The sequence below is a fragment of the Nocardia sp. TBRC8007 genome, assembly GCF_056629435.1.
The window spans coordinates 1-22,580 of record NZ_JBWSOR010000033.1; the positions used below are offsets into that span (position 1 = coordinate 1).

The 22,580-nt window shown below is 63.9% G+C and carries 23 protein-coding genes; 20 read left to right on the plus strand and 3 right to left on the minus strand.

The window, feature by feature from the left end; all coding sequences use genetic code 11:
- Positions 1-499: 499 nt before the first annotated feature.
- The 6 genes from ACX4ZE_RS18945 to recN all read left to right on the plus strand — a co-directional run bounded on the left by ACX4ZE_RS18945 (position 500) and on the right by recN (position 6,252).
- The gene (locus ACX4ZE_RS18945; RefSeq protein WP_480274795.1) at positions 500-1,318 is read left to right on the plus strand and encodes a hypothetical protein; all 819 of its coding nucleotides are present in this window, start codon (positions 500-502) and stop codon (positions 1,316-1,318) included.
- Between the two features lie 189 nt (positions 1,319-1,507).
- Entirely contained in the window at positions 1,508-2,404 is an 897-nt protein-coding gene (locus ACX4ZE_RS18950; protein WP_480274796.1) for an HAD-IIA family hydrolase, read from the plus strand.
- A 13-nt stretch (positions 2,405-2,417) separates the two neighbouring features.
- Entirely contained in the window at positions 2,418-2,711 is a 294-nt protein-coding gene (locus ACX4ZE_RS18955) for a hypothetical protein (RefSeq protein WP_480274797.1), read from the plus strand.
- A gap of 1 nt (position 2,712) precedes the next feature.
- Positions 2,713-3,534 carry a TlyA family RNA methyltransferase gene (locus ACX4ZE_RS18960; protein WP_480274798.1) on the plus strand — a complete coding sequence of 274 codons (822 nt, stop codon included), beginning with the start codon at positions 2,713-2,715 and terminating at the stop codon, positions 3,532-3,534.
- Positions 3,531-4,490: an NAD kinase gene (locus ACX4ZE_RS18965; protein WP_480274799.1), complete on the plus strand. Its 960-nt coding sequence runs from the start codon at positions 3,531-3,533 to the stop codon at positions 4,488-4,490. The genes ACX4ZE_RS18960 and ACX4ZE_RS18965 overlap by 4 nt, the downstream gene beginning before the upstream one ends.
- The gene (gene recN, locus ACX4ZE_RS18970; RefSeq protein ID WP_480274800.1) at positions 4,468-6,252 is read left to right on the plus strand and encodes a DNA repair protein RecN; all 1,785 of its coding nucleotides are present in this window, start codon (positions 4,468-4,470) and stop codon (positions 6,250-6,252) included. The genes ACX4ZE_RS18965 and recN overlap by 23 nt, the downstream gene beginning before the upstream one ends.
- Before the next feature lie 9 nt (positions 6,253-6,261).
- Here the strand turns inward: recN and ACX4ZE_RS18975 are convergent, their stop codons facing one another.
- Together ACX4ZE_RS18975 and ACX4ZE_RS18980 are read right to left on the minus strand one after the other, a co-directional pair.
- Positions 6,262-6,681 carry an SRPBCC family protein gene (locus ACX4ZE_RS18975; RefSeq protein WP_480274801.1) on the minus strand — a complete coding sequence of 140 codons (420 nt, stop codon included), beginning with the start codon at positions 6,679-6,681 and terminating at the stop codon, positions 6,262-6,264.
- Between the two features lie 135 nt (positions 6,682-6,816).
- Positions 6,817-7,227: a DUF302 domain-containing protein gene (locus tag ACX4ZE_RS18980; RefSeq protein WP_480274802.1), complete on the minus strand. Its 411-nt coding sequence runs from the start codon at positions 7,225-7,227 to the stop codon at positions 6,817-6,819.
- 311 nt (positions 7,228-7,538) lie between these two features.
- Between ACX4ZE_RS18980 and steA the strand changes: the two genes are divergently transcribed.
- The 14 genes from steA (at position 7,539) to ACX4ZE_RS19050 (ending at position 21,688) form a co-directional block, all read left to right on the plus strand.
- Positions 7,539-8,732 carry a putative cytokinetic ring protein SteA gene (gene steA, locus ACX4ZE_RS18985; RefSeq protein ID WP_480274803.1) on the plus strand — a complete coding sequence of 398 codons (1,194 nt, stop codon included), beginning with the start codon at positions 7,539-7,541 and terminating at the stop codon, positions 8,730-8,732.
- On the plus strand, positions 8,729-9,673 hold the full coding sequence (locus ACX4ZE_RS18990) for a copper transporter (protein ID WP_480274804.1): 945 nt from the start codon (positions 8,729-8,731) through the stop codon (positions 9,671-9,673). The genes steA and ACX4ZE_RS18990 overlap by 4 nt, the downstream gene beginning before the upstream one ends.
- Before the next feature lie 199 nt (positions 9,674-9,872).
- Positions 9,873-11,594 (plus strand): CTP synthase, encoded by a 1,722-nt coding sequence (locus ACX4ZE_RS18995; protein WP_480274805.1) that lies wholly within the window; start codon positions 9,873-9,875, stop codon positions 11,592-11,594.
- Between the two features lie 84 nt (positions 11,595-11,678).
- A complete protein-coding gene (locus ACX4ZE_RS19000; RefSeq protein ID WP_480274806.1) occupies positions 11,679-12,338 on the plus strand; it encodes an NUDIX domain-containing protein in 660 nt (219 codons plus the stop codon).
- 6 nt (positions 12,339-12,344) lie between these two features.
- A complete protein-coding gene (locus tag ACX4ZE_RS19005; RefSeq protein WP_480274807.1) occupies positions 12,345-13,295 on the plus strand; it encodes a site-specific tyrosine recombinase XerD in 951 nt (316 codons plus the stop codon).
- Between the two features lie 663 nt (positions 13,296-13,958).
- The gene (locus ACX4ZE_RS19010) at positions 13,959-14,819 is read left to right on the plus strand and encodes a ParA family protein (protein ID WP_480274839.1); all 861 of its coding nucleotides are present in this window, start codon (positions 13,959-13,961) and stop codon (positions 14,817-14,819) included.
- A gap of 392 nt (positions 14,820-15,211) precedes the next feature.
- Positions 15,212-16,018, plus strand: coding sequence for a segregation and condensation protein A (locus ACX4ZE_RS19015; protein ID WP_480274840.1), 807 nt, complete (start codon positions 15,212-15,214; stop codon positions 16,016-16,018).
- Between the two features lie 76 nt (positions 16,019-16,094).
- Positions 16,095-16,751, plus strand: a complete 657-nt coding sequence (scpB, locus tag ACX4ZE_RS19020; RefSeq protein ID WP_480274808.1) for an SMC-Scp complex subunit ScpB — start codon at positions 16,095-16,097, stop codon at positions 16,749-16,751.
- Positions 16,752-16,760: 9 nt separating this feature from the next.
- Positions 16,761-17,828, plus strand: coding sequence for a pseudouridine synthase (locus tag ACX4ZE_RS19025; protein ID WP_480274809.1), 1,068 nt, complete (start codon positions 16,761-16,763; stop codon positions 17,826-17,828).
- A gap of 65 nt (positions 17,829-17,893) precedes the next feature.
- The gene (cmk, locus tag ACX4ZE_RS19030) at positions 17,894-18,571 is read left to right on the plus strand and encodes a (d)CMP kinase (RefSeq protein ID WP_480274841.1); all 678 of its coding nucleotides are present in this window, start codon (positions 17,894-17,896) and stop codon (positions 18,569-18,571) included.
- A complete protein-coding gene (gene der, locus ACX4ZE_RS19035; RefSeq protein WP_480274810.1) occupies positions 18,568-19,986 on the plus strand; it encodes a ribosome biogenesis GTPase Der in 1,419 nt (472 codons plus the stop codon). The genes cmk and der overlap by 4 nt, the downstream gene beginning before the upstream one ends.
- Before the next feature lie 42 nt (positions 19,987-20,028).
- Positions 20,029-20,865, plus strand: a complete 837-nt coding sequence (locus tag ACX4ZE_RS19040; protein ID WP_480274811.1) for an acyl-[acyl-carrier-protein] thioesterase — start codon at positions 20,029-20,031, stop codon at positions 20,863-20,865.
- A 188-nt stretch (positions 20,866-21,053) separates the two neighbouring features.
- Entirely contained in the window at positions 21,054-21,206 is a 153-nt protein-coding gene (locus ACX4ZE_RS19045; RefSeq protein ID WP_480274812.1) for a hypothetical protein, read from the plus strand.
- Positions 21,197-21,688 carry a hypothetical protein gene (locus ACX4ZE_RS19050; RefSeq protein WP_480274813.1) on the plus strand — a complete coding sequence of 164 codons (492 nt, stop codon included), beginning with the start codon at positions 21,197-21,199 and terminating at the stop codon, positions 21,686-21,688. The genes ACX4ZE_RS19045 and ACX4ZE_RS19050 overlap by 10 nt, the downstream gene beginning before the upstream one ends.
- A 55-nt stretch (positions 21,689-21,743) precedes the next feature.
- On the opposite strand, the gene ACX4ZE_RS19055 is transcribed toward ACX4ZE_RS19050, so the two are convergent.
- Positions 21,744-22,394, minus strand: coding sequence for a DUF6968 family protein (locus ACX4ZE_RS19055; protein WP_480274814.1), 651 nt, complete (start codon positions 22,392-22,394; stop codon positions 21,744-21,746).
- Positions 22,395-22,580: the final 186 nt, after the last annotated feature.

The window sequence follows — 22,580 nt, forward strand, 5'->3', positions numbered from 1 at the left end:
TCCACGCCCCAACGCCGGTGCATGATCGAACGTACAGATCTCTTGTGAAATCCAGAAAGGGAACACCGTGCCGGAACAGAACGACGATCGGAAACCCTTCCGGCGTGGCACTCCCGACTCTGAGTCTGGTCGGAGTGGTGGCAATCGAGATACGAGTCGTCGAGGTAGTGGGTTCGGCCGCAGACGCGATGCTCTAGCCGATTCCCAGGAGCGCGGAGGTTTCGTTCATCGTGGTGAATCAGATGACTACGAGCGACGTCGCAACTCCCCTGGGCGCGGAGGATTCAGACGTCAGGGGTCTCGGGACCGTAGCAGCAGCGTCGACCCTGGTAGCGGCGCGCGCAGTGATGCACCTCAGCGCGGTGGTTTCGAGCGCCGTGGTGATTCCACCGGTCGAGACGCGGGTGATCGTGGTGGTTTCCAACAGTATGAACGCTCCGCGGACCGGAGTGGTTTCAAGCGCCGCGCTGGTGGTGACGGAGCACGGCGCACCGCGGCGATGGGCGGCTCCTATGAGCGGGGTGAGCCGGGGGGGCGTGCCGAGCGGACATCGCGTGCGAACGCTCAGCATGATCGCCGTCGGGGTGGCGAAGGCGCACGAGCGAGTGGTGGGCGCTCGCTCGACCGGCGCCCCGCACGCCCGGAGGAGCCGGACCTGCCGGACGAGGTGCAGGCTACCGATCTGGACTCGACGGTACGCCGCGACCTGCTCAGCTTGGACAAAGGTAATGCGGAGACAGTCGCCCGCCACCTTGTGATGGCGGCGCGTCTCATCGATGATGAACCAAGATCAGCTCTCGCACACGTCAGGGCCGCCAGGCAGCGCGCCGGACGTATCGCCGTGGTTCGTGAAACCGCGGGGGTAGTCGCTTATCACGCCGGCGAATGGGCAGAGGCATTGTCGGAGCTACGGACCGCACGGCGGATGTCCGGCGGCTCCGGTTTGCTGGCCGTGATGGCCGACTGCGAACGAGGTCTCGGACGTCCCGAACGCGCGATCGAACTCGGACGCAGCGATGAGGCTCGTGCCTTGCACGGTGACGAGGCCACCGAACTGCGCATCGTCATCGCGGGTGCTCGGATGGACCTCGGCCAATACGACCAAGCAGTCGTAACTCTGCAGACTTCGGACCTCGACCCTTCCCATACCGGTTCGACCGCAGCCCGCCTCTTCTACGCCTATGCTGATGCCTTGGTCGCCGCTGGTCGTACTGATGAGGGCCTGAACTGGTTTTTCAACGCCGCGGCAGCAGACCTGGATGGCGAGACAGACGCTGAAGAGCGCGCCGCCGAACTCACTGGTGAAGCCGACAAGTAACCGGTAGTCGGACAACAGCGCCATCCATCCGGTGGATGCTGGGTGAGCTTGTCGTTGCCCTATTCATGGTGAATGGCTGTCTGGCGTAGTGTTCGGGTGTTCTCGGACTTGTCGAGTGGTTGCTCCGCCGAGTCCTTGTGGTAAGCACGTCGGCGTCGTGCCGGCCGGATAACACAGAGTGAGAGTGGTGTGAAGCGACTACGGGATCACTATCAGGCCTTGCTGTTGGATCTGGATGGCACGCTGTATCGCGGTCATGAGGTGATCGATGGGGCGCCGGAGGCGGTATCCGCGGTGGGGGAGGGGGAGATGGCTCAGCGGGTGGTGTATGTCACGAACAACGCCAGCCGCGGACCGGGTGCGGTTGCCACGCATCTGACCGAACTCGGCTTTGCCGCGTCTACCGATGACGTGGTGACCAGTGCGCAGGCGGCGGCCCGTCTGCTGGCCGAACGGCTCGATCCGGGAGCTCCGGTGCTGGTTGTCGGCACCGATGATCTGGCCGCTGCGGTGGATGCGGCCGGGCTACGGTCGATCCGTCGCTTCGACGGCATCACGCCTGCGGCAGTGGTGCAAGGGCATTCGCCCAGCACTGCCTGGCCGGATCTTGCTGAAGCGACCTACGCGCTACGCTCCGACGCATTGTGGATCGCGGCGAACACCGATAGGACGCTGCCGAACGAACGAGGTCTCGCGCCGGGCAATGGTGCGATGGTCGCCGCGCTGTGTGCCGCGTCCGACCGGAAGCCTATCGTGGCCGGTAAACCGTATGCGCCTCTGCTGGAGGATGCGCTGGTTCGGGCACATTCACGAAGCGCATTGGTGGTCGGTGATCGGCTCGACACGGATATCGAAGGCGCCTCCCGGGTAGGTCTCGACGCCTTGCTGGTGCTGACCGGAGTCAGCACCATCGACGAGCTGCGTGACGCTCCAGATGAGCAGATCCCCACCTATGTTTCCAGCTCGCTGGACGCGCTCAACCACGTGCCCGTTATTGCCGAATCGGATGACGACCTCGGTGAGGTGCTCCGGTGCAACCCGGGGCGAGCTGTGCGGGTACGCGCGTCCGGTTCGGAAATCCGATAGCGTTGATGTCACGATGACTACTCCTCTGTCCCGTCCGAACGGCCCTGGAACGCCTGTCGGCGCGCGGGAGTCCCGTCCGGGGATCTCGCTGACCGACCGGCATCTGCTGGGGACACAAGGGCATCCGGAGCTTGCTGATCCGGATCGCGTCCGCAACGAGGTGGATGCGCTGCTCGCCGAAATGGATCGTCTCCCGAGTGAGGCGACGCCCGCAGAGTCCGGTGTCGATATCACTCGGCGCGCGCGCATTCTGGAGCAGGCTCATGAGGTGCTTGTGCAGGCACTGGCCACGGTAGACAAGATCTGACGTGGCCAGGCGTGCGCGGGTGGATGCAGAACTGGTTCGCCGTGGATTGGCGAGATCGCGTGAGCACGCGGTCGAACTGATCGGTGCGGGCCGCGTCCTGATTGCTGGATCAGTGGCGGTGAAGGCGGCGACTGCCGTCGAGGCGGGCACACCGCTGGTGGTACGTACGAAACCCGATGAGGTGTCCTGGGCCTCCCGAGGGGCACACAAGTTATTGGGCGTGCTGGAGCATTTCGGGACCCGAGAGCTGTCCGTCGCGGGTAAGCGATGCCTGGACGCGGGAGCCTCGACCGGTGGGTTCACCGATGTGTTGTTGGTGCGCGGAGCACGGGAAGTGGTGGCAGCCGATGTCGGCTATGGTCAGCTGCTCTGGCGGCTGCGCAACGATGAACGAGTGCGAGTGTTCGATCGCACCAATGTGCGAACTCTGACGCCGGAAATGATCGGCGGTCCGGTCGATCTGGTGGTGGGAGATCTGTCCTTCATTTCGCTCGGATTGGTGCTGCCCGCACTGGCGGTATGCGCGGCGCCGGGTGCGGATCTGCTGCCGATGGTGAAACCGCAGTTCGAGGTCGGCAAGCAACGGGTAGGCTCCGGAGGAGTGGTGCGCGACCCAGCGTTGCGAGCCGAAGCGGTGTGCGCGGTCGCAGCAGTAGCCGCGAATTTGGGTATGAGCACTATCGGTGTAGTGGCGAGCCCGCTGCCGGGGCCTTCCGGCAATGTCGAGTATTTCCTGTGGCTGCGCAATACCGGGCGGTTCGAATACGACGGTGAGCGGGTAGCGGTATTGGTCGAGCGGGCGGTTGAGGAGGGTCCACAGTGAACGCGCCTGCGCAGCCTTCCGGCCGGGAGATCTTGCTGGTATCTCATCCGGGGCGGGCGGAGATCATCGAGACCGCACACCGGGTGGCGAAGATTTTCGCGGACGCGGGTATCGGCCTGCGTGTGCTCGCGGACGAGGCGGGCAGTACTCGATTCGTGGCCGAGCCGGGCGGCTATCCCGTGCGTGTGGTCGAGCACGGTCCACAGGCCGCGGTCGGTTGCGAAATGGTGCTCGTGCTCGGAGGTGACGGTACCTTTCTGCGCGCCGCCGAGCTGGCGCGTCCCGCAGCGGTACCTGTGCTCGGGATCAACCTCGGTCGTATCGGGTTCCTCACCGAGGCTGAGGCCGAAAACTTGGACGAGGCGCTTGCGCAGGTATTGCGGCACGACTACATGATCGAACATCGGATGACGATCGACTTCACGGTCAGGGCTGAGGACGAGGTAATAGCGCGCGGGTGGGCGTTGAACGAAGCGAGCATCGAAAATGCTTCGCGTACAGGGGTTTTGGAAGTAGTGCTCGAGGTCGATGGTCGACCGGTATCGGCATTCGGCTGCGACGGCATTCTGATTGCCACGCCTACGGGATCCACTGCCTATGCTTTCTCCGCGGGCGGACCGGTGGTGTGGCCGGAACTCGAAGCGCTGTTGGTGATTCCGAGCAATGCTCACGCTCTCTTCGCCAGGCCCCTGGTGACCAGCCCGAATTCGCGGATCGCGGTAGAAGCAGTGGCGACCGGACACGATGCGATAGTTTTCCTGGATGGCAGGCGTTCGATCGTACTGCCCAAAGGTGGCCGGGTGGACGCGGTGCGGGGCGCTGAGCCGGTGCGTTGGGTGCGGTTGGATTCCGCACCGTTCGCCGATCGGATGGTGCGCAAGTTCCAATTGCCCGTAACCGGCTGGCGTGGCCGACGGCGAATGGAGAGCACACGTGCTGACAGAGATCAGGATTGACGGCCTCGGCGTCATCTCCAAGGCAACCGCACAGTTCCACGCGGGGCTGACCTGTTTGACCGGCGAGACCGGTGCGGGCAAGACCATGGTGGTGACCAGCCTGCATTTGCTCAGCGGCGCGCGTGCGGACGCAGGCCGGGTCCGGCTCGGGTCCTCTCGCGCTGTGGTGGAGGGTCGGTTCACTGTCGAGGATGCCAACGACAGTGCTCGCGCTGAAGTCTCCCGGGTGCTGGAAGCCGCTGCGGCCGAACGAGACGACGACGGCAGTATCATCGCGATCCGCACGGTCGGCGGCGACGGACGCTCCCGTGCGCATCTCGGTGGCCGCGGCGTACCCGCTTCAGTGCTCGCCGATTTCACCGCCCCCGTGCTGACCGTGCACGGGCAGAACGACCAGTTGCGCCTGCAACGCCCAGACCAGCAGTTGTCCGCGTTGGATCGGTTCGCTTCCGACGCTGTGGATCCATTGCTGCGGAAGTACCAGAAGCGGCGCCGAGCGTGGCTCGATGCTCGGACGGAATTGCTCGAACGCACATCGCGTGGCCGGGAACTGGTTTTAGAGGCCGACCGGCTCAAACACTCGTTGAACGAAATCGGCGCCATCGCACCGGAACCAGGTGAGGATATCCGCATCGTTGAGGATGTGCGCAGGCTCAGTGATCTGGATTCGTTGCGTGTCGCGGCCGCCGCTGCGCATGATGCTCTGGCCGGACCGGTCGACGCCCCGGAAGACAGTTCCGGCGCGCTGGAAGCGCTCGGTGTCGCGCGCGCCCGCATCGAAGCAGCCGATGACCCCGCCTTGGCCGCCCTCATGCCGCGCCTGGCCGACGCCATCTCCGTCGTGATCGATGTGACTGCGGACTTGAGCGGTTATCTGTCGGACCTTCCTTCGGATCCGGGGGAGTTGGACGCATTGCTTACCCGACAAGCCGAATTGAAGACACTGACCCGTAAGTACGCGCCCGATATCGATGGCGTGTTGTCCTGGGCGCGGGAAGCGCGTTCCCGGCTCGGTTCGCTCGATGTCTCCGAGGAGGCGTTGGCCGAGTTGGCCACCGAGGTGGATGCCGCCGCCGAGCGGGTACGGGAGTCGGCGCAGAAGCTGAGTGCTGCGCGAACCAAGGCGGCGGGCAGGCTGGCGGCTGCGGTGAGTGCCGAGCTGGGTGGCTTGGCGATGGGCAAGGCCCGTCTCCAGGTCGAGGTGCGGCAGTCGCAGGCAGGCCCGCGGGACTCGGCGCCGCTCGTTGTCGGCGGGCAAGAATTGCACGCAGGCCCATCGGGTATCGACGAGGTCGAGTTTCGCCTGTCGGCGCATTCGGGTGCACAGTCACTACCGTTGGGCAAGAGCGCTTCCGGTGGTGAGCTGTCGCGGGTGATGCTGGCGCTCGAGGTAGTGCTCGCCGGTTCTGACCATGGAGCGACCATGGTGTTCGATGAGGTCGACGCGGGTGTCGGAGGTCGGGCCGCAGTCGAGATCGGGCGCAGGTTGGCTCGCCTGGCCCGTACTCACCAGGTCATCGTGGTAACCCATCTGCCGCAAGTCGCCGCGTTCGCCGATACGCATCTCGTGATCGACAAGTCCGATGATGGGAAGGGGGCGGTCGACAGCCGTGTCCGAGTGCTCACCAAGGATGAGCGGGTGATCGAGCTGGCCCGTATGCTGGCTGGTCTAGAGGACACCGAGACCGGCCGAGCGCATGCGGAGGAACTGCTGGCCACAGCGCGTGCGGAGAAGGTGGGTGCTGAGGCGGCGGTGCGCTGACCACGCCGATCAGCGCACCGCTTTCCGCACGCCTGTGAGGAACTGTCCGATCAGGTTCTTCAGGCCGAACTCCAGCACTTTGGCGGGCACGGGAAGCTTGGGGTCGGATTCCATGGTGTAGGAGACTTTGGTGCCGTTGTCGGCATCGGCGAAGGTGACGATGCCGACATGTCGTTTCACCGGCGCGCCCTTGACGACCTTGTATTCCATCCTTTCGCCCGGTATCAACGTGGTGATCTCCTCGGTGACGCCGATCGGGCCGATGCCGATCAGGTGTTGGGCGCCGACGCCTTCCCGTTCGGCTGTACCTGGCTTGGTCAGCTTGACCTGGAACGACACGTAGGGGCTTATGCTCTCGCGGTCGGCGAAAAGCCGGTACACGACTTCGCGCGGGGCAGGGATGACGGTGTCGACGGTGGTGCTGGCCATGGGGTCTCCTCTTCGCTTTCATTATGATGGGGCTTTTATTGTGACGGGCAGCGTAATAGGTACCGTGCTTTCTTGATGATCATGTAGATCGCAGCACAACCGCCGCAGGGGCTGCCACTCTGCCGCCAGCCGCTGTCATGTCAGCTCTTTGGCCAAGGTGGCGACAGCTGCTGATAGCTGTTCGGTTGCTCTCTTTGCTACCGACTGCAATGTAGGCTGATCGGAAACCTGTACCAACAGTTGTGGGTTCATCGCCTCGATATGGATCGTGGTGGGATTGTCCGTGTCTGCGCGGATAACCACGTTGCAGGGGAGCAGTACACCGATCTGCTTGTCCGCGGTGAGTGCCTCGTGGGCCAGTTCGGGATTGCAGGCACCGAGGACAAGGTAAGGCTCCATGGTAGCGCCCAGTTTCTGACGCAGGGTTTCTTGCATATCGATTTCGGTCAGCACGCCGAAGCCGTGTTCACGTAGTACTTCTCGAACGCGCTCGGCGACCATGTCGAAATCGGCGTGTGCCGCGGCGGTAGCGATAGCGATGGTCATGCCAGGTCCTCTCGGGGCGGAGTTGCCGGGGTCATGGTGGTTGTGGCTGAGTGGAGCGGGCCGCTTACGAAAGATAGCTGATTATTAGCTATCTAATGGACGGGAGTTGGGAATGTCGTGGGTGACGAATCGTGGGTGACGAATAATGAGCGCCTTCCGCTGCGGGCTGCGTCCGCTCGGTCCTCTCGCTTCCGTCGATTGTGACTATGTAGCCTGTCGGATAACACTTATGTCAGTGCATCGCAACGCGGGTGCGGAGGTAACGGCGCGCCTCCACCGATGGTTGAGAGTTTGCGGTCATCATCGGCGCCATGAAGATGCCGGCGCTGTTGTCGAGGAATACCGAAACATTGCCCGGTTTGACCGGCACAGCCAGGGTGGATCGCAATACCCGGCGGTTGCTCGGGCGGATCGGACCAGGCGACGTCGTAGTCCTCGATGAGATGGACCTCGACCGGATGACCGCTGATCGGCTGGTAGAAGCTCGGGTAGGCGCGGTGATCAACACTTCACCGTCCATTTCCGGCCGTTATCCGAATCTGGGACCGGAAGCACTTGTGGCCAATGGGATCCTCCTGCTGGATACGGTGAGCTCGGACGCATTCAGCAAGATCAAGGACGGCGTCAGGGTCCGGATCGACGAAGGTGTGGTCTATGCGGACAAGCGGATCAAAAAGGGGACAGAGGTCCTGGTCGAAGGCATAGAGCTCACCAGGTCGGCTATCGCGGACCGGATGAGCGAGGCGCGTAACGGTTTGGCCGATCATCTCGAAGCGTTCGCCGGCAACGCCATCGAGTACATCCGCGTAGAGAACGCACTGCTCATCGACGGCTTCGGGGTGCCGGAGCTTGAGTTGGCAATGCAGCAAAGGCATGTCGTCGTCGTCGCTGACGGCCCGGATCACGCCGAGGATCTGCAGCGGATCAAGCCGTTCATCAAGGAATACGCTCCGATCCTGATCGGCGTCGGTCGCGGCGCGGACACCCTGCGACAGCGGGGCTACCGACCCGACCTCATTGTCGGTGATCCGGAGGAGATCACTGCGGCGACTATGAAGTGCGGCGCGGAGGTGATCCTGCCTGCCGATACCGACGGTTATGCCAAGGGGCTGGAGCGCATACAGGATCTCGGTATCGGTGCGACGACCTTCCCCTCGTCGGGTTCGGCTGCCGACTTGGCCTTGCTGCTCGCCGACCATCATGGTGCGGCGCTGATCGTTACGATCGGTGCGCCTGCCTCACTCGATGACTTCTTCGACCGCGGTCGCCGCGGTAGTAATCCGGCGACCTTTCTCACCCGGCTCAAGGTCGGCACCAAGCTGGTGGACGGGAAAGCCGTGGCCACCCTGTACCGCAACCGGGTATCCGGGGTCGTTGTCGCGCTGGTGGTGTTCGCCGCGCTGGCTGCGCTGATCGTCGTACTGCTGACAGCCGACCGTGGCGGAGATGCCATGGATTGGATCGTGGGCCTCTGGGATCGTTTGGCGCTTTGGGTGCAGCGATGATGTCTACGCGCCAGCATGCCATTTCGATCGCCGCGATCTTCCTCGCGCTCGCGATTGGTGTGGTGCTCGGATCGCGGACGCCGGGGGTCGATCTGTTGTCCGGACCACGCGCGGACAAGACCGATCCACGCCAGCAGGTCGACGCGCTCACCGAACAGAACAGGCAGCTCGGAGGGCAGCTTATGGCCGCCGACCAGTTCGTTGCGGGGGCGGCGGGCCGTATTCTCGCCGGCACTCTCGCCGAGCGTAGCGTCATCGTGTTCACGACCTCCGACGCCGATCCAGCTGATGCCGAATCGGTGACCAAGTCGCTCGGCACCGCCGGTGCGGTCGTCACCGGCCGAATCGCGCTCACAGATGCGTTCGCCGATGTCGTCGAGGGCGATCGGATGCGCACTGCCGTCACGAATGTGATCCCGGCGGGGGCGCGACTACGTACCGGTGCGGTCGACCAGGGCAGCATGGCAGGCGATCTGCTCGGTCTGCTCCTTCTGCTCGATCCGGTCAATGGGCAAACCAGGAGCACACCGCAGGAACTCGGGTTGGCGCTGGAGACCCTGCGTGGCGGTGGCTTCCTCGCCTATGGTGACATCCCGGTGCTGCCGGCGCAGCTGGCCGTGGTGGTCACCGGAAACGCCGTAGGAGCGGGCGAGCGCGGTGAGGGCGCGAATATCGCCCGCTTCGCCGGGGCGCTGCGGGGGCGTAGCTCCGGCGTGGTGCTCGTAGGCCGGACCGGTGCCGCGGAGGAGGGCGGGCCGATCGCCGTCGTCCGCGCCGATACGGCCCTTGCCACCCAGGTCAGCACTGTCGACAACGTGGAACGCGATATCGGCCGAGTCACCGCTGTCTTGGCACTCGCCGAACAACTCGCCGGCGGTGCGGGCCGTTACGGTATCGGGGCCAAAGCCACCGCACTCACGCTGGCCGCGTTACCGGGCTGACCTTCGATGGGTTCGTTATCGCTTTCCGGCCACGGTGGTTGCGTCTTCCCGCCGAGTATCGTTGTCATGGCGTGATTCGGGGCACGATCGGGTTTCCGTTGCACCGATCCATGCCTGTTCTGATCCATCTCAATGTGATCGGCTGGCAAACATCCCGGCATTCGAATGGACGAGCGGATTCGTGTTACCGTGAAGACCCGTGGGTCAAACACGGATTCAGGCGCGAGCAGTCACGAAGCACATCTTCGTCAGCGGCGGCGTCGCCTCTTCATTGGGTAAAGGTCTCACCGCATCCAGCCTCGGTCAGCTATTGACGGCGCGTGGGTTGCGCGTCACGATGCAGAAACTCGACCCGTACCTGAACGTCGATCCCGGCACCATGAACCCCTTCCAGCACGGCGAGGTTTTTGTGACCGAGGACGGCGCGGAGACCGATCTGGACGTCGGCCACTATGAGAGGTTTCTCGACCGGGACTTGTCCCAGGACGCGAATGTGACTACGGGGCAGGTTTATTCGTCGGTGATCGCCAAGGAGCGCCGCGGCGAGTATCTCGGCGACACGGTGCAAGTGATTCCGCACATCACTGATGAGATCAAGGATCGAATCCTCGCGATGTGTGGTCCGGATCTACAGGGACAGACGCCTGATGTGGTGATCACCGAGATCGGTGGCACCGTCGGCGACATCGAATCCCAGCCGTTTCTCGAGGCTGCCCGACAGATCCGCCACGATGTCGGCCGGGACAACGTGTTCTTCCTGCACGTGTCGCTGGTGCCCTATCTCGCCCCTTCCGGCGAGTTGAAGACCAAGCCGACTCAGCATTCGGTGGCCGCGCTGCGCAACATCGGCATTCAGCCTGATGCGCTGATCCTGCGCTGTGATCGGGAGGTTCCCCAGACGCTGAAGAGCAAGATCGCTCTGATGTGCGATGTCGAGGTCGATGCTTGTATCTCTACTCCGGACGCTCCATCGATCTACGACATCCCCAGGGTGCTGCACCGAGAGGGCTTGGACGCCTATGTGGTGCGCAGGCTCGGCCTGCCGTTCCGTGATGTGGACTGGACTGTGTGGGGCGACTTGCTCGACCGGGTGCACTCGCCGCGCGAGACGGTCGAGGTCGCATTGGTAGGCAAGTACGTCGACTTGCCTGATGCGTACCTCTCGGTTACCGAGGCGTTGCGGGCGGGTGGATTCGCCTCGCGCGCGAGGATATGTATCCGCTGGGTCCCGTCCGATGAGTGCGAGACCTCTTCCGGCGCGCAGCACGCACTGCGCGATGTCGATGCCGTGCTGATTCCCGGCGGATTCGGTATCCGCGGTATCGAAGGCAAGGTCGGCGCGATCCATTACGCCCGTACCCGCGGCATCCCGCTGCTCGGCCTGTGTCTCGGCCTGCAGTGTGCAGTGATCGAGGCCGCGCGTTCAGTGGGCCTAGTGGAGGCCAACTCGGCCGAATTCGAACCTGATACCCCTCATCCGGTCGTCTCTACCATGGCCGACCAGGAGCAGGCGGTGGCCGGTGAAGCCGATCTCGGTGGCACGATGCGGCTCGGGGCTTACCCCGCGACACTGGCGAAGGACTCGATCGTGGCCCGAGCATATGGCAGCGAGCATGTCTCCGAGCGGCACCGGCACCGCTATGAGGTGAACAACGCCTATCGTGACAAGATCGCCGAGAGTGGTTTGCGCTTCAGCGGTACCTCGCCGGACGGACATCTGGTCGAGTTCGTCGAGCTGCCCACCGAGGTGCATCCGTTCTTTGTCGCCACCCAGGCTCACCCCGAGCTGAAGAGTCGTCCGACTCGCCCGCATCCGCTGTTCGCGGCATTGATTTCCGCGGCGCTGAGATATAAGGCGGCCGAACAGCTTCCGGTAGATATTTCCGGCGGAGAACTCACGGGTGCGGCGGAGCAGGTGTAGTGGCGTGAGCGGTCAGATCCGGAGACGGGAGCGTAGCGTGACCACGCAGGGCCCCGCGCATGCCAGAGAGGTAGAGGTAACAGCATGACCGACGGGGGCGCTGCCGAGCCGGGCAGCCACGAATTCGAGGTCGTATCCAGCGAAACCGTTTACAGCGGCGCCATCGTGGCGTTGCGGTTGGACCAAGTGTCGATGCCAGGTGGGCGAGTCGTCGAGCGCGAGGTGATCGAGCATCACGGTGCCGTCGCTGTCGCCGCGCTCGACGCCGACGACAACCTGGTGCTGATCAATCAGTATCGCCACCCGATCGGCAGACGCTTGCTCGAACTGCCTGCGGGTTTGCTCGACTTGCCCGGAGAGGACCCGCTCCTGGCGGCACAGCGAGAGCTGGCCGAAGAGACCGGACTGGCCGCACGGGAGTGGGCGGTACTGGTGGATGTGGTGCTGTCGCCCGGTTTCACCGACGAGGCGCTGCGAGTTTATCTGGCGCGAGACCTTTTCGAGACCGACCGGCCCGAGCCGGAATTGGAGGAGGCCGACCTCGAAGTGGTCCGGATGCCGGTCGCCGCGGCCGTCCGGGCGGCGCTGGCCGGGGAGCTGGTCAATGCCACTGCGGTCGCGGGTGTGCTCGCGGTAGCGGCCACGCGGGGGGACGACGTTACGCTGCGGCCACCGGACGAGCCGTGGCATGGACAACCTACCGCTCTCTTGCGTCGCAAGGCAGCGCGACAGCTCGAAGACTGACCGGCATTGCTCGCTCGTGAGCTCGACGCCTACCTCGACCATCTCGCGGTCGAGCGCGCTGTCGCGGTCAACACGCTCGGTGCTTACCGACGTGATCTCGGTCGCTACTTCGATTTCCTGACCGGGCGTGGTATCAGCTCGCTCGAGCAGATCAGCGAATCCGATGTGGCCGAGTTCACCGCGGTGCTGCGCACTGGGAGCGACCTGTATCCGCCACTGGCGGCGAGTTCGGCGGCCCGTGCCCTGATCGCGGTGCGCGGATGGCATCGTTTCGCTGCGGCGGAGGGGTGGGTGGGCGCCGATGTCGCGCATGCTGTCAAGCCGCCCACGCCGGGGCGCAGGTTGCCCAAGGCACTGCCCTATGACCAAGTGTTGAAGTTACTGGCGGCGGCAGGTGGTGAGCCCGTGAGTGACCAGGACATTGTAGTAGCAGGGAGCGGGGGACCGCGTGTGCTGCGCGACCGGGCGCTGCTGGAAATGCTGTACTCCACTGGTGCCAGGATTTCGGAAATGGTGGGGGCCGATCTCGATGATATCGATATCGAAGAACGGACCGTCATCCTGCGTGGTAAAAGCGGCGCGCAGCGCATGGTACCGATCGGTCGTCCCGCTCTCGCCGCCGTAGACGCATACTTGGTGCGGGGGCGCCCCGAACTCGCTGTACGGGGAAAGAGCAATGCCGGGGCCTTGTTCTTGAACGCCCGTGGCACCCGCCTGTCCAGGCAGAGCGGATGGCAAGTGTTGCAGACCGCCGCTACCCGCGCGGGCATCACGGCGGCGTCGCCGCACACACTGCGCCACTCTTTCGCCACCCATCTGCTCGATGGTGGCGCCGACATCCGTGTGGTGCAGGAATTGCTCGGTCATGCTTCGGTGACCACCACACAGGTCTACACTCTCGTCACGGTCAACACTCTGCGCGAGGTCTGGGCTACCGCCCATCCACGAGCTCGGTGACCCGGTCGTCTCAGCATCCTGTGCAGCCTTGGATCCTGTGCAGCCTTGGCCGGATCGTGCCGAATATCCGGTCGCACACCGGCGGCCTCGAGCACGGCAGCATTGCTGCGCATAGTGTAATGGGTATGGGCTGCGGTGGGCGATTGTGCTGGCTTGGTCATGGGCTCGCCGGGTATCGTGCTTGTTTCGAGCCTCGTGCAGGGGTGGCCAGAGCACCCTGTACCGTCAGCCTTGCGCACTTCCAGCGCGGCGTATTTCTGGCTGACGTGATGTGTATTTTGGCGAACGCGGTGGACTTTCGATAATTCGATCGGATGGTTCGGGAGGCAAACGGGGACGGCAGGGACGATATGTACGAACGGTTCGACGTTCATTTCGATATAGATTCGCGGTGGCGGCTGATCGGCGAGCTATGAACACACCGCGCTCAGGCGCGGTATCCGAGTGCCGTCAAGCGGTAGCGTTTATCGGAGGCCGAATCGTACGGAAGCGAGGTCGGGCTTTGTCTCGGCCCCGCCACGCTCGGCGAGGCAGCGGGCAGAAACGTATAAGGAGCAGCGGATCGTGACGACAGCCGGTGCGGCAGGGCCACCGTCGGGCGCTGGCGCGAAGCCGCTTACGGGTCGGTACTCGGAGGCTGCGGCGGAAGCACTATGGGGGAATGTGGAGCCGGTTCCGGAGGACGCGACGCTCGGCCCGACTGGACGGCCGTTGCGGCTGGTGCCGGACCCGCAGCCGCTCGAACGGCACGGCGACGCCCTGATCATCGCCATGTGTAATCAGAAGGGTGGGGTGGGCAAGACCACTTCTACTATCAACCTCGGTGCTGCGCTGGCCGAATACGGCCGTCGAGTACTGCTCGTCGATCTGGATCCGCAGGGGGCGCTGTCCGCAGGCCTCGGCGTAGCCCACCACAATCTCGAACTGACCGTACACAACCTGCTCATCGGCTCCAAGATCTCCATCGATGACGTACTGATGCCGACCCGTATCGAGAACTTGGATCTGTTGCCGAGCAACATCGACCTATCCGCCGCCGAGATCCAGCTCGTCAACGAGGTGGGCAGGGAACAGTCGCTCGGCCGAGCGCTGGCACCGGTGCGCAATCGCTACGATTACATTCTCATCGACTGTCAGCCTTCGCTCGGCTTGCTCACGGTCAATGCTCTGGCCTGCTCGGATGGGGTGATCATCCCGATGGAGTGCGAGTATTTCTCCTTACGCGGGCTTGCGCTGCTCAATGACACAGTAGAGAAGGTGCGGGACCGACTCAACCCGAGACTGAGCCTGTACGGAATAGTGGTCACCATGTTCGATGCTCGGTTGCTGCATTCCCGTCAGGTCATGGCACGAGTCGTCGAGGTGTTCGGTGACTTGGTCTACGACACCGCGATCGCACGTACCGTCCGTTTCCCTGACGCCAGTGTCGCGGGCGAGCCCATTACCACGTGGGCGCCGAAATCAGGTGGGGCCGAAGCATATCGGTCGATGGCGAGGGAAGTCATCCACCGCTCGGGCCGGTGATCGGCCGCGAAGACCCCGAGTCTGCGTCATCAGGCTCTCCGCCTGGCCAGGAAGGTTCTCCGCCCGATGTGGTGGAGCTACCGGAAGTTCGTCTGCGCGATGCCGCTATGCCGGACGCTCCCGCACGACCACAGTCCGAAGGATCGGCTCGCTCGACCGTTCCCACGCTCGGAGATGTGGCTGCCGCATATATCGCCGCAGGCAGAGGTGCGGCGCCACGGCGTACACCGACAGCGGACGAAGTGGTCGCGCCGCAGCCCGGGACACCCGTAGCCCGAGTTACCACAGGCCAGGACAGTTCACCGGCGGACGTACCGTATAATGCGGGCTCCGCGGCGCCGTGGCCGCGGGAACCCGAGCGGGAGGCCGAATCGCAGCAGCCCGGATTCCGGTTGCGCTTGAGCAACTTCGAGGGTCCTTTCGATCTCCTGCTCACTTTGATCAGCTCACGCAAGCTGGATGTCACCGAGGTGGCCTTGCACAAGGTCACCGACGAATTCATCGCCTACACCAGGGCGTTGACTGCGAGTATGTCGCGGCAGAACACGCTGCGTGCGGATAAGATTCTGGACCAGACCACCGAATTCCTGGTCGTGGCTGCCACGCTGCTGGATCTGAAGGCCGCGCGGCTGTTGCCGTCCGGAGAGATGGCCGTTGCCGAGGACCTCGAGTTACTCGAGGCGCGCGACCTGCTGTTCGCCCGATTGCTGCAGTACCGTGCGTTCAAACAAGTCGCTGAGCTACTCGGCGAGCTGGAGGTCGCCGCATTGCGACGTTATCCTCGTGCAGTCGGTCTGGAGGAGCGTTACGTCGATTTGCTGCCCGAGGTTACGCTGGGGGTCGAGGCAGCCGAGTTCGCCGAGATAGCTGCCGCCGCTTTCCGGCCTCGTCCAGTGCCGAAGGTCGGGCTCGACCACTTGCACACGCAGACGATTTCGGTGGCCGAGCAGGCGGCCTTGGTGCTGAAGCTGCTCGAGCAGCGCGGCGTGGGCGCGTGGACTTCCTTCGGTGAGTTGGTCGCCGACTGTGAGGTTGCTATCCAGATCGTCGCCCGCTTCCTGGCTCTGCTCGAGTTGTATCGCGGTAGGACGATCGAGTTCGACCAGCCCGACCCACTCGGGCCTTTGTCGGTCCGTATGGTCAGCGATGAGGCTACCGGCCAGGCGAACACGCTTACTATCGAGGAGGACTACGGGTGAACGACCGTCAGCGAGCCTGCCGCGGCTATCGTACGCAGCCGCGTGCAACCGAGCAGAGCTTCGGCGAGGCGTAGCGGTGAGCAAGGCAGTAGTGGAACCTCCCCGGCAGCCGCTGCGGGATGTCGAATTGCGTTCAGCACTGGAGGCCATGCTGCTCGTCGTCGATACTCCAGCCCAGGCCGACCAGCTCGCGGCTGTGCTCGGTGACACCGTGGCGCGCGTGGAGAGCATGCTGTGTGCGATGTCCGCCGAGCTGTCGGCCCGGTCCAGCGGTATAGACCTGCGTTTCGCAGGTGATGGTTGGCGCTTCTATACTCGCAGCGAGTACGCACCGTATGTGGAACGGATGCTGCTCGACGGCTCCCGATCGAAACTTACTCGGGCGGCTTTGGAAACGTTGGCGGTGGTGGCATACCGTCAGCCGGTGACCAGGACCAGGGTCGCAGCGGTGCGCGGCGTGAACGTCGACGGAGTGATGCGCACACTGCTGGCCAGGGGACTGATCGCTGAGGCAGGTGCCGATCCGGAGACAAACGGGACGCTGTACCGTACGACCGAATTGTTCCTGGAGCGGATCGGGCTCGCGTCGCTGAGCGACTTGCCGCCGTTGGCGCCCTTGCTTCCGGGCGTTGACCTGATCGATGAGATCAATGAGAGTCTGGAGACGGATCCCCGTTACACCAGGCTGAGGAAACCCGCCGAGACCGATATAGATCTCGGCGCCGAAGAGTGACAGGAAACGATGAATACGCCCGCTCGCCGAGATGGCACACCGGATCGTAGGAAACGCGCGGCCCTGGGCGGCGCAGGCCGCAACGCAGGCGCCCGTGACGGGCGTTCGGCCTTCCGGGGGACTACTGCCCGTGGTCCGGCGCAGGGGGGTATGAGCCGGGGCACGCAGCAGCGTGGAGCGGCCCAGGCCTCGAACCCGCAGCGGCATGCGGCCCAGGCGGGTAAAAAGAAATCCAAGCCACAGCGATCGATCACGCAACCCCCGTTGCTGAGCAACGCCAAGCCCGCGCGCCACCAGAACGTGGTGTCAGTCGGTTCCAGCGGACACACCAAACTTCCGTGGGGAGAGGGGGAACGGCTGCAGAAGGTTCTCGCCAAAGCAGGTGTTGCCTCGCGCCGCGTCGCAGAGGAGTTGATCGCACAGGGCCGTGTCGAGGTCGATGGCATAATCGTGCGGGAGCAGGGTCTGCGTATCAACCCGCAGCACGCGGTGGTGCGGGTCGATGGCACCAGGGTGGTGGTACGCGAGGAGCTGGTGCACGTCGCGCTCAACAAGCCCAAGGGCTGGCAGTCCACCATGTCCGACGATCTGGGCCGTCCCTGTGTTGGTGACATTGTGGCCGAGCGGATCGCTGCTGGTCAGCGTCTTTTCCATGTCGGAAGGCTCGACGCGGACACCGAGGGCTTGCTGCTGCTCACCAACGACGGTGATCTCGCACACCGGCTCATGCACCCGTCCTTCGAGGTGGCCAAGACCTACTTGGCCACAGTGCACGGGGAAGTCCACCGCGTGGTCGGTAAACAGCTGAAGGGGGGCATCGAACTGGAGGACGGTCCGGCGAAGGTCGATCATTTCCAGGTGCTCGAGCTCGGGGAAGGACGTTCTTTAGTGAAGGTGGTGTTGCACGAAGGGCGCAAACATATCGTGCGTCGCCTGCTGGACGCAGTGGGTCACCCGGTCATCAGGTTGGTGCGGACGAATATCGGACCGGTCGCTCTCGGCGACCAGAGATCTGGCACCTTGCGTGTGCTCGGGCGCGATGAAGTCGGCAAACTCTACGAGGCGGTGTCGTTGTGAGCGGTGTGGGGATTTCGGTGCAGACGCCGGAATGGTTGTCCGATACCAGCCCGCTGGTGGTCGCGATGGACGGCCCCTCGGGCACCGGAAAATCGAGTGTTTCCCGGCGCTTGGCCACTCGGCTCGGCGCACAGTACCTCGACACAGGCGCCATGTATCGGGCAGCGACGTTGCGCGTGTTGCGCGCGGGCATCGAGCTCACCGATACCGCAGCGATAGCCGCCGCGATCAAGGAACTGCCGCTGGCCATCGGTACCGAGCCCAGCCACGAAGTGATCGAACTCGACGGCGAGGACATCGCGGCGGAGATTCGCGGCGATGCCGTCACCAAGGCCGTCTCGGCTGTCTCGGCGGTGTCCGCGGTCCGTGATTCGCTCGTCGCGATGCAGCGCGATATCACGGCGGGCGCACGACGGATCGTAGTGGAAGGTCGTGATATCGGCACCGTGGTGCTGCCTGCGGCGGACGCCAAGATCTACCTGACCGCTTCCGCGGAGGCGCGCGCATACCGGCGTAACCAGCAGAACATCGCAGAGGGGCGGGGCGACGATTACGCAGGCGTGCTCGCCGACGTGCAGCGGCGCGACACCCTCGATTCCACCCGCAGAGTGTCCCCGTTGCGTCCCGCCGTGGACGCGGTGCGGGTCGACACCAGTGACTTGCGCATGGACGAGGTTATCGACGAGCTGTATCACGTTGTTGCGCAGCAGGTTTCGGTACTTCACAGAGGAGCGGGCCGATGAGTGGGGATGTGCTGGCCGGGGACGGCGTCTGGAGTGACGAGACCGACTGGGAGTTGGCCGAGCTCGAGGGTGCGTTCGAGGACCAAGCGCATGTCGCCGTGCCGACGGTCGCGGTTGTCGGTCGCCCGAATGTCGGCAAGTCGACGCTGGTGAACAGAATCCTCGGCCGCCGGGAGGCGGTTGTGGAGGATACCCCCGGTGTGACTCGCGATCGGGTGTCCTATGAGGCCGATTGGGCGGGGCGCCGTTTCCTGGTTCAAGACACCGGCGGGTGGGAGCCAGACGCGAAAGGTCTGCAGCAAGCGGTGGCCATGCAGGCCGAGCTGGCTATGCGTACCGCTGATGCGATCTTGCTGGTGGTCGATGCTGTCGTGGGTGCGACCGCTACAGACGAAGCGGCGGTGCGGAAACTGCGTCGTGCCGCGGTCCCGGTCATCCTGGTCGCCAATAAGGTCGATAACCAGCGGGTCGAAGCCGAAGCGGCGGCGCTGTGGTCGCTTGGCCTCGGTGAGCCGCGGATGGTTAGTGCCGCGCACGGTCGCGGCACTGGTGACTTGCTCGATGACATCCTGGAGGTGCTCCCGCAGACTCCGCGCGAGGGGACCGGTGGCAGCGGTCCCCGTCGCGTGGCTCTGGTCGGTAAGCCGAATGTCGGTAAGTCGAGCCTGCTGAACAAATTGTCCGGAGACGAGCGGTCGGTAGTGCACGATGTCGCGGGTACCACGGTCGATCCGGTCGACTCCCTGGTCGAGCTCGGCGGCAAAGCCTGGAAATTCATCGATACCGCCGGGTTGCGCCGCAAGGTCGCCAATGCCAGTGGCACCGAGTTCTACGCCTCGCTGCGTACGAAGTCCGCGCTGGAAGCCTCGGAGGTGGCGATCATGCTGATCGACGCCGCGCAGCCGGTCACCGAGCAGGATCTACGGGTGATCGGTATGGTTGCCGACTCGGGACGCGCGCTGGTGCTGGCGTTCAACAAGTGGGACCTGGTCGATGAGGACCGCCGTTTGCGGTTGGACCGTGAGATCGACCGCGACCTGATCCGGGTGCCGTGGGCGCAGCGTGTGAACATCTCCGCGCATACCGGTCGTGCGGTGCAGAAACTGGTCCCGGCCATGGAAACCGCCCTGGAGTCCTGGGACAAGCGCATCTCGACAGGCAGGCTGAATACTTGGCTGAAGGAAGTGGTCGCCGCGACCCCGCCACCGATGCGGGGCGGCAGATTGCCGCGGGTGCTGTTCGCTACCCAGGCAGCCACCCGGCCGCCGACCTTCGTGCTGTTCACCACTGGTTTCTTGGAGGCGGGCTATCGCCGCTTCCTGGAGCGCAGGTTGCGCGAGGAATTCGGCTTCGCAGGCTCACCGGTCCGCATCTCGGTACGTGTGCGGGAGAAGCGGGACCGTTCGAGGAAATAGCTTTTCTCGGCTCCGCCTCGACGGTGTGACGCGTACCTGGAGGTGCGTCTGGGCATCGGCATGGGTTTCATTTCGGTGTTCGACTGCGCACAGGCAGCAAACTCCTGGCATCATCTGATGATGGTGGTTCCCAGCGTATTGCCGGAAAGCCCGGTCACCGTGACGCCGTTCCGGGCGGAACGGCAAGTACGCCTCGCCGACACCGATGGCGCCCAGCGCCTGCGACTCGATGCTGTCGCTCGCTACCTGGAGGACATTGGCTACGACCATCTCGAGGCCCTCGAAGACGGCGACGCCCACCGCGGATGGGTGGTGCGCAGGACGGTGATCGATGTCCTTGAACCCATCGGTTTCGGCGAGCGGGTGACACTGCGACGCTGGCCTTCGGCAATGTCCACCCGTTGGTGCACCATGCGTGTCCAGGTCTGCGGCAGCAAAGGCGGGTTGGTGGAGACCGAGGGTTTCTTGATCCACTTCGATACCGAATCCGGCGTCCCGGCCCGGATGAGCGACCGGTTCATGGCGCCGATGCTGGCCTGTACGACTGAGCACAGGGTCCGCTGGAGGTCGGTGCTCACAGACCCGATACCATCCGCAGGCGAACCCAGTGTGCGGATCCGGTCGTTCCCGCTGCGGATCACGGACATAGATTTGCTCGATCACGTGAACAACGCGGTCTACCTCACCGCACTCGAAGAGATTCTCGCTGATCACGCCGAACTGAAGTCGAGTTCGCACCGCGTGGTGATCGAGTACGGGAAGCCGGTGCGGTCCGGTGAAGAGGTTCGGCTCATCACTCGCTATACCGATTCGAGCCTCGATATCTGGTTCGCTGTCGAGGAGGACTTTCGCGCCATCGCGCGCATCACCCCGCGCTGACACCGGACTCGTATTGTCCACAGCTACTGCGGAATCCGATCGAAGGATGCTGTTCCTGGTCGGGTTCCTGTCTTGCTGGATGTGGGTCGGCTCAGCGCCTGCTCGGCCGACTTCCTTTGCCCAGAGGTTGATTGCCGCGCAGTGGGGTAGACCGTCGATGACCAGGATCGGTTGTAGAAAGGGTAGAAATGATGTCTGAACCCGCCACGAGCATCCTCGCCCTGCGACAGCGGCATGGCGCGGGCGCGATGCTGGAGGGGATCGTGGTCGGCCAGTCGTTGCGCACCGAGCAGTTGCATCGGGTGTGGAAAGCCTCCCCTGTGCTGGACCGATGCGCGTGATCATCCGGACGCTCGGTGTACCTGCTGTCGAACCCGCCACGGTCGCGATTCGGATCCCTGCTGAGGCTCGATACCTGGAACTGATCGGAGGGTTGTCCGACACGGTGTGCTTGATCGCTGCTCTTCCGTTCGCTATGACCGCCGATATTCGGCTGGCGATCAATGAGGCCGTCCTCGTACTACTGGCCGATCCCGTACCCGGCTCGGTACTCAGCTGTGAATTCACTTACAGCACCCAGCATATGAGCTTGCGTGCCGACTCCGTCGCCGCGACCGAAGGCGATTTCGGTGGCGATCCATTGAGTTGGGAGTTGATCCGGCTGCTCACCCGTTCTTTATCGATCTCTCGTTCTCCCTTCGACTCGAGGGTCAGTGGGTATCCGACCAACATCCAATTCTGTTGGGAAAGAAAAATATTCGATGAAACATACATTCGCGACCGAGCGGAAAGGCATGGTGGGTCATACGGGCCGGGAGAATAGCTACGACAAATTCGATACCGAATGCCGGCCAGCTGTAAGGACTTGTATAGGAGCTTCAGGAAAGGCGGCTTACCGGCCAGTCCTGTGGTAGCTTCAGACATTCGCTGATCATGGTGATCGCGGTGTGCAGCGCTTGGATCTCGTCGATGCCGCTGGCTATCGTGGCGCCTCGCTCGCTGATGTGGAACCGGCACAGGTGGCTACGTCGGTCCGCCGACAGATAAGGCCTGCCGATGATGATCGACAGTGAGCTGTTGTGGTCGCGCAGTGTGCGCGCCGCGATGAGGGCTTGCGGTTCGTGCCCGGCCTCCCTGGCCGGGTGTGATGGCCGGATGGGGGTGGCGGGGAACTGCGGATCGGAGGGCTCGGTCACCTCGAACTGCGCGCCCTGATCGTTGGCCTCGCGCAGCGCTACGGCGATCTCCTGGAATGCGCGGTACAGCGCGGCGATGGAATCGACACCGTGCGTCCATCGTTCGCCGACGCCTTGGATCCGAAACCCACACACCACCCCGGTATCACCAGGCGCCATCTGTGGTTTGCCGATCTCGATCGAGACTTCCCGTGCCGCATCGGCGACGGTACGAGTGGCGATGACTTCCCTGATGCGGCGCCATCTCGTACTCGCGATCGCACCGCCGCGTCCGGACTCACGCGTTGCGGGCGTGGTCGTGTCACCAGTGACCCGCGCCGATATCGCTCCCATGGAAACGGGAGTACCCAACTCACTCGCTGATCTACCCTGCGGATGCGGTGACCTGGACCGCAGAGTTCGAGAAATGACCGCGGACACGCCACACCGACAATTCGGTTATTTCAACTATTGGGTGGTTGATGCGCGTCGAATTTGGCAGGCTATCGCCCAGATGTGATGGAGAGCCGGCAACGAGGG

What these genes read in the sequence shown, in the direction of transcription:
- ACX4ZE_RS19000 (WP_480274806.1), top strand. Translation starts at nt 11,679, where the DNA reads ATGACCGACGGGGGCGCTGCCGAGCCGGGCAGCCACGAATTCGAGGTC.
- cmk (WP_480274841.1), top strand. Translation starts at nt 17,894, where the DNA reads ATGGACGGCCCCTCGGGCACCGGAAAATCGAGTGTTTCCCGGCGCTTG.
- ACX4ZE_RS19045 (WP_480274812.1), top strand. Translation starts at nt 21,054, where the DNA reads ATGATGTCTGAACCCGCCACGAGCATCCTCGCCCTGCGACAGCGGCAT.
- steA (WP_480274803.1), top strand. Translation starts at nt 7,539, where the DNA reads ATGAAGATGCCGGCGCTGTTGTCGAGGAATACCGAAACATTGCCCGGT.
- ACX4ZE_RS19025 (WP_480274809.1), top strand. Translation starts at nt 16,761, where the DNA reads ATGAATACGCCCGCTCGCCGAGATGGCACACCGGATCGTAGGAAACGC.
- ACX4ZE_RS18945 (WP_480274795.1), top strand. Translation starts at nt 500, where the DNA reads ATGGGCGGCTCCTATGAGCGGGGTGAGCCGGGGGGGCGTGCCGAGCGG.
- ACX4ZE_RS18980 (WP_480274802.1), bottom strand. Translation starts at nt 7,227, where the DNA reads ATGACCATCGCTATCGCTACCGCCGCGGCACACGCCGATTTCGACATG.
- ACX4ZE_RS18990 (WP_480274804.1), top strand. Translation starts at nt 8,729, where the DNA reads ATGATGTCTACGCGCCAGCATGCCATTTCGATCGCCGCGATCTTCCTC.
- ACX4ZE_RS19050 (WP_480274813.1), top strand. Translation starts at nt 21,197, where the DNA reads ATGCGCGTGATCATCCGGACGCTCGGTGTACCTGCTGTCGAACCCGCC.
- ACX4ZE_RS18955 (WP_480274797.1), top strand. Translation starts at nt 2,418, where the DNA reads ATGACTACTCCTCTGTCCCGTCCGAACGGCCCTGGAACGCCTGTCGGC.
- der (WP_480274810.1), top strand. Translation starts at nt 18,568, where the DNA reads ATGAGTGGGGATGTGCTGGCCGGGGACGGCGTCTGGAGTGACGAGACC.
- ACX4ZE_RS18975 (WP_480274801.1), bottom strand. Translation starts at nt 6,681, where the DNA reads ATGGCCAGCACCACCGTCGACACCGTCATCCCTGCCCCGCGCGAAGTC.
- ACX4ZE_RS19055 (WP_480274814.1), bottom strand. Translation starts at nt 22,394, where the DNA reads ATGGGAGCGATATCGGCGCGGGTCACTGGTGACACGACCACGCCCGCA.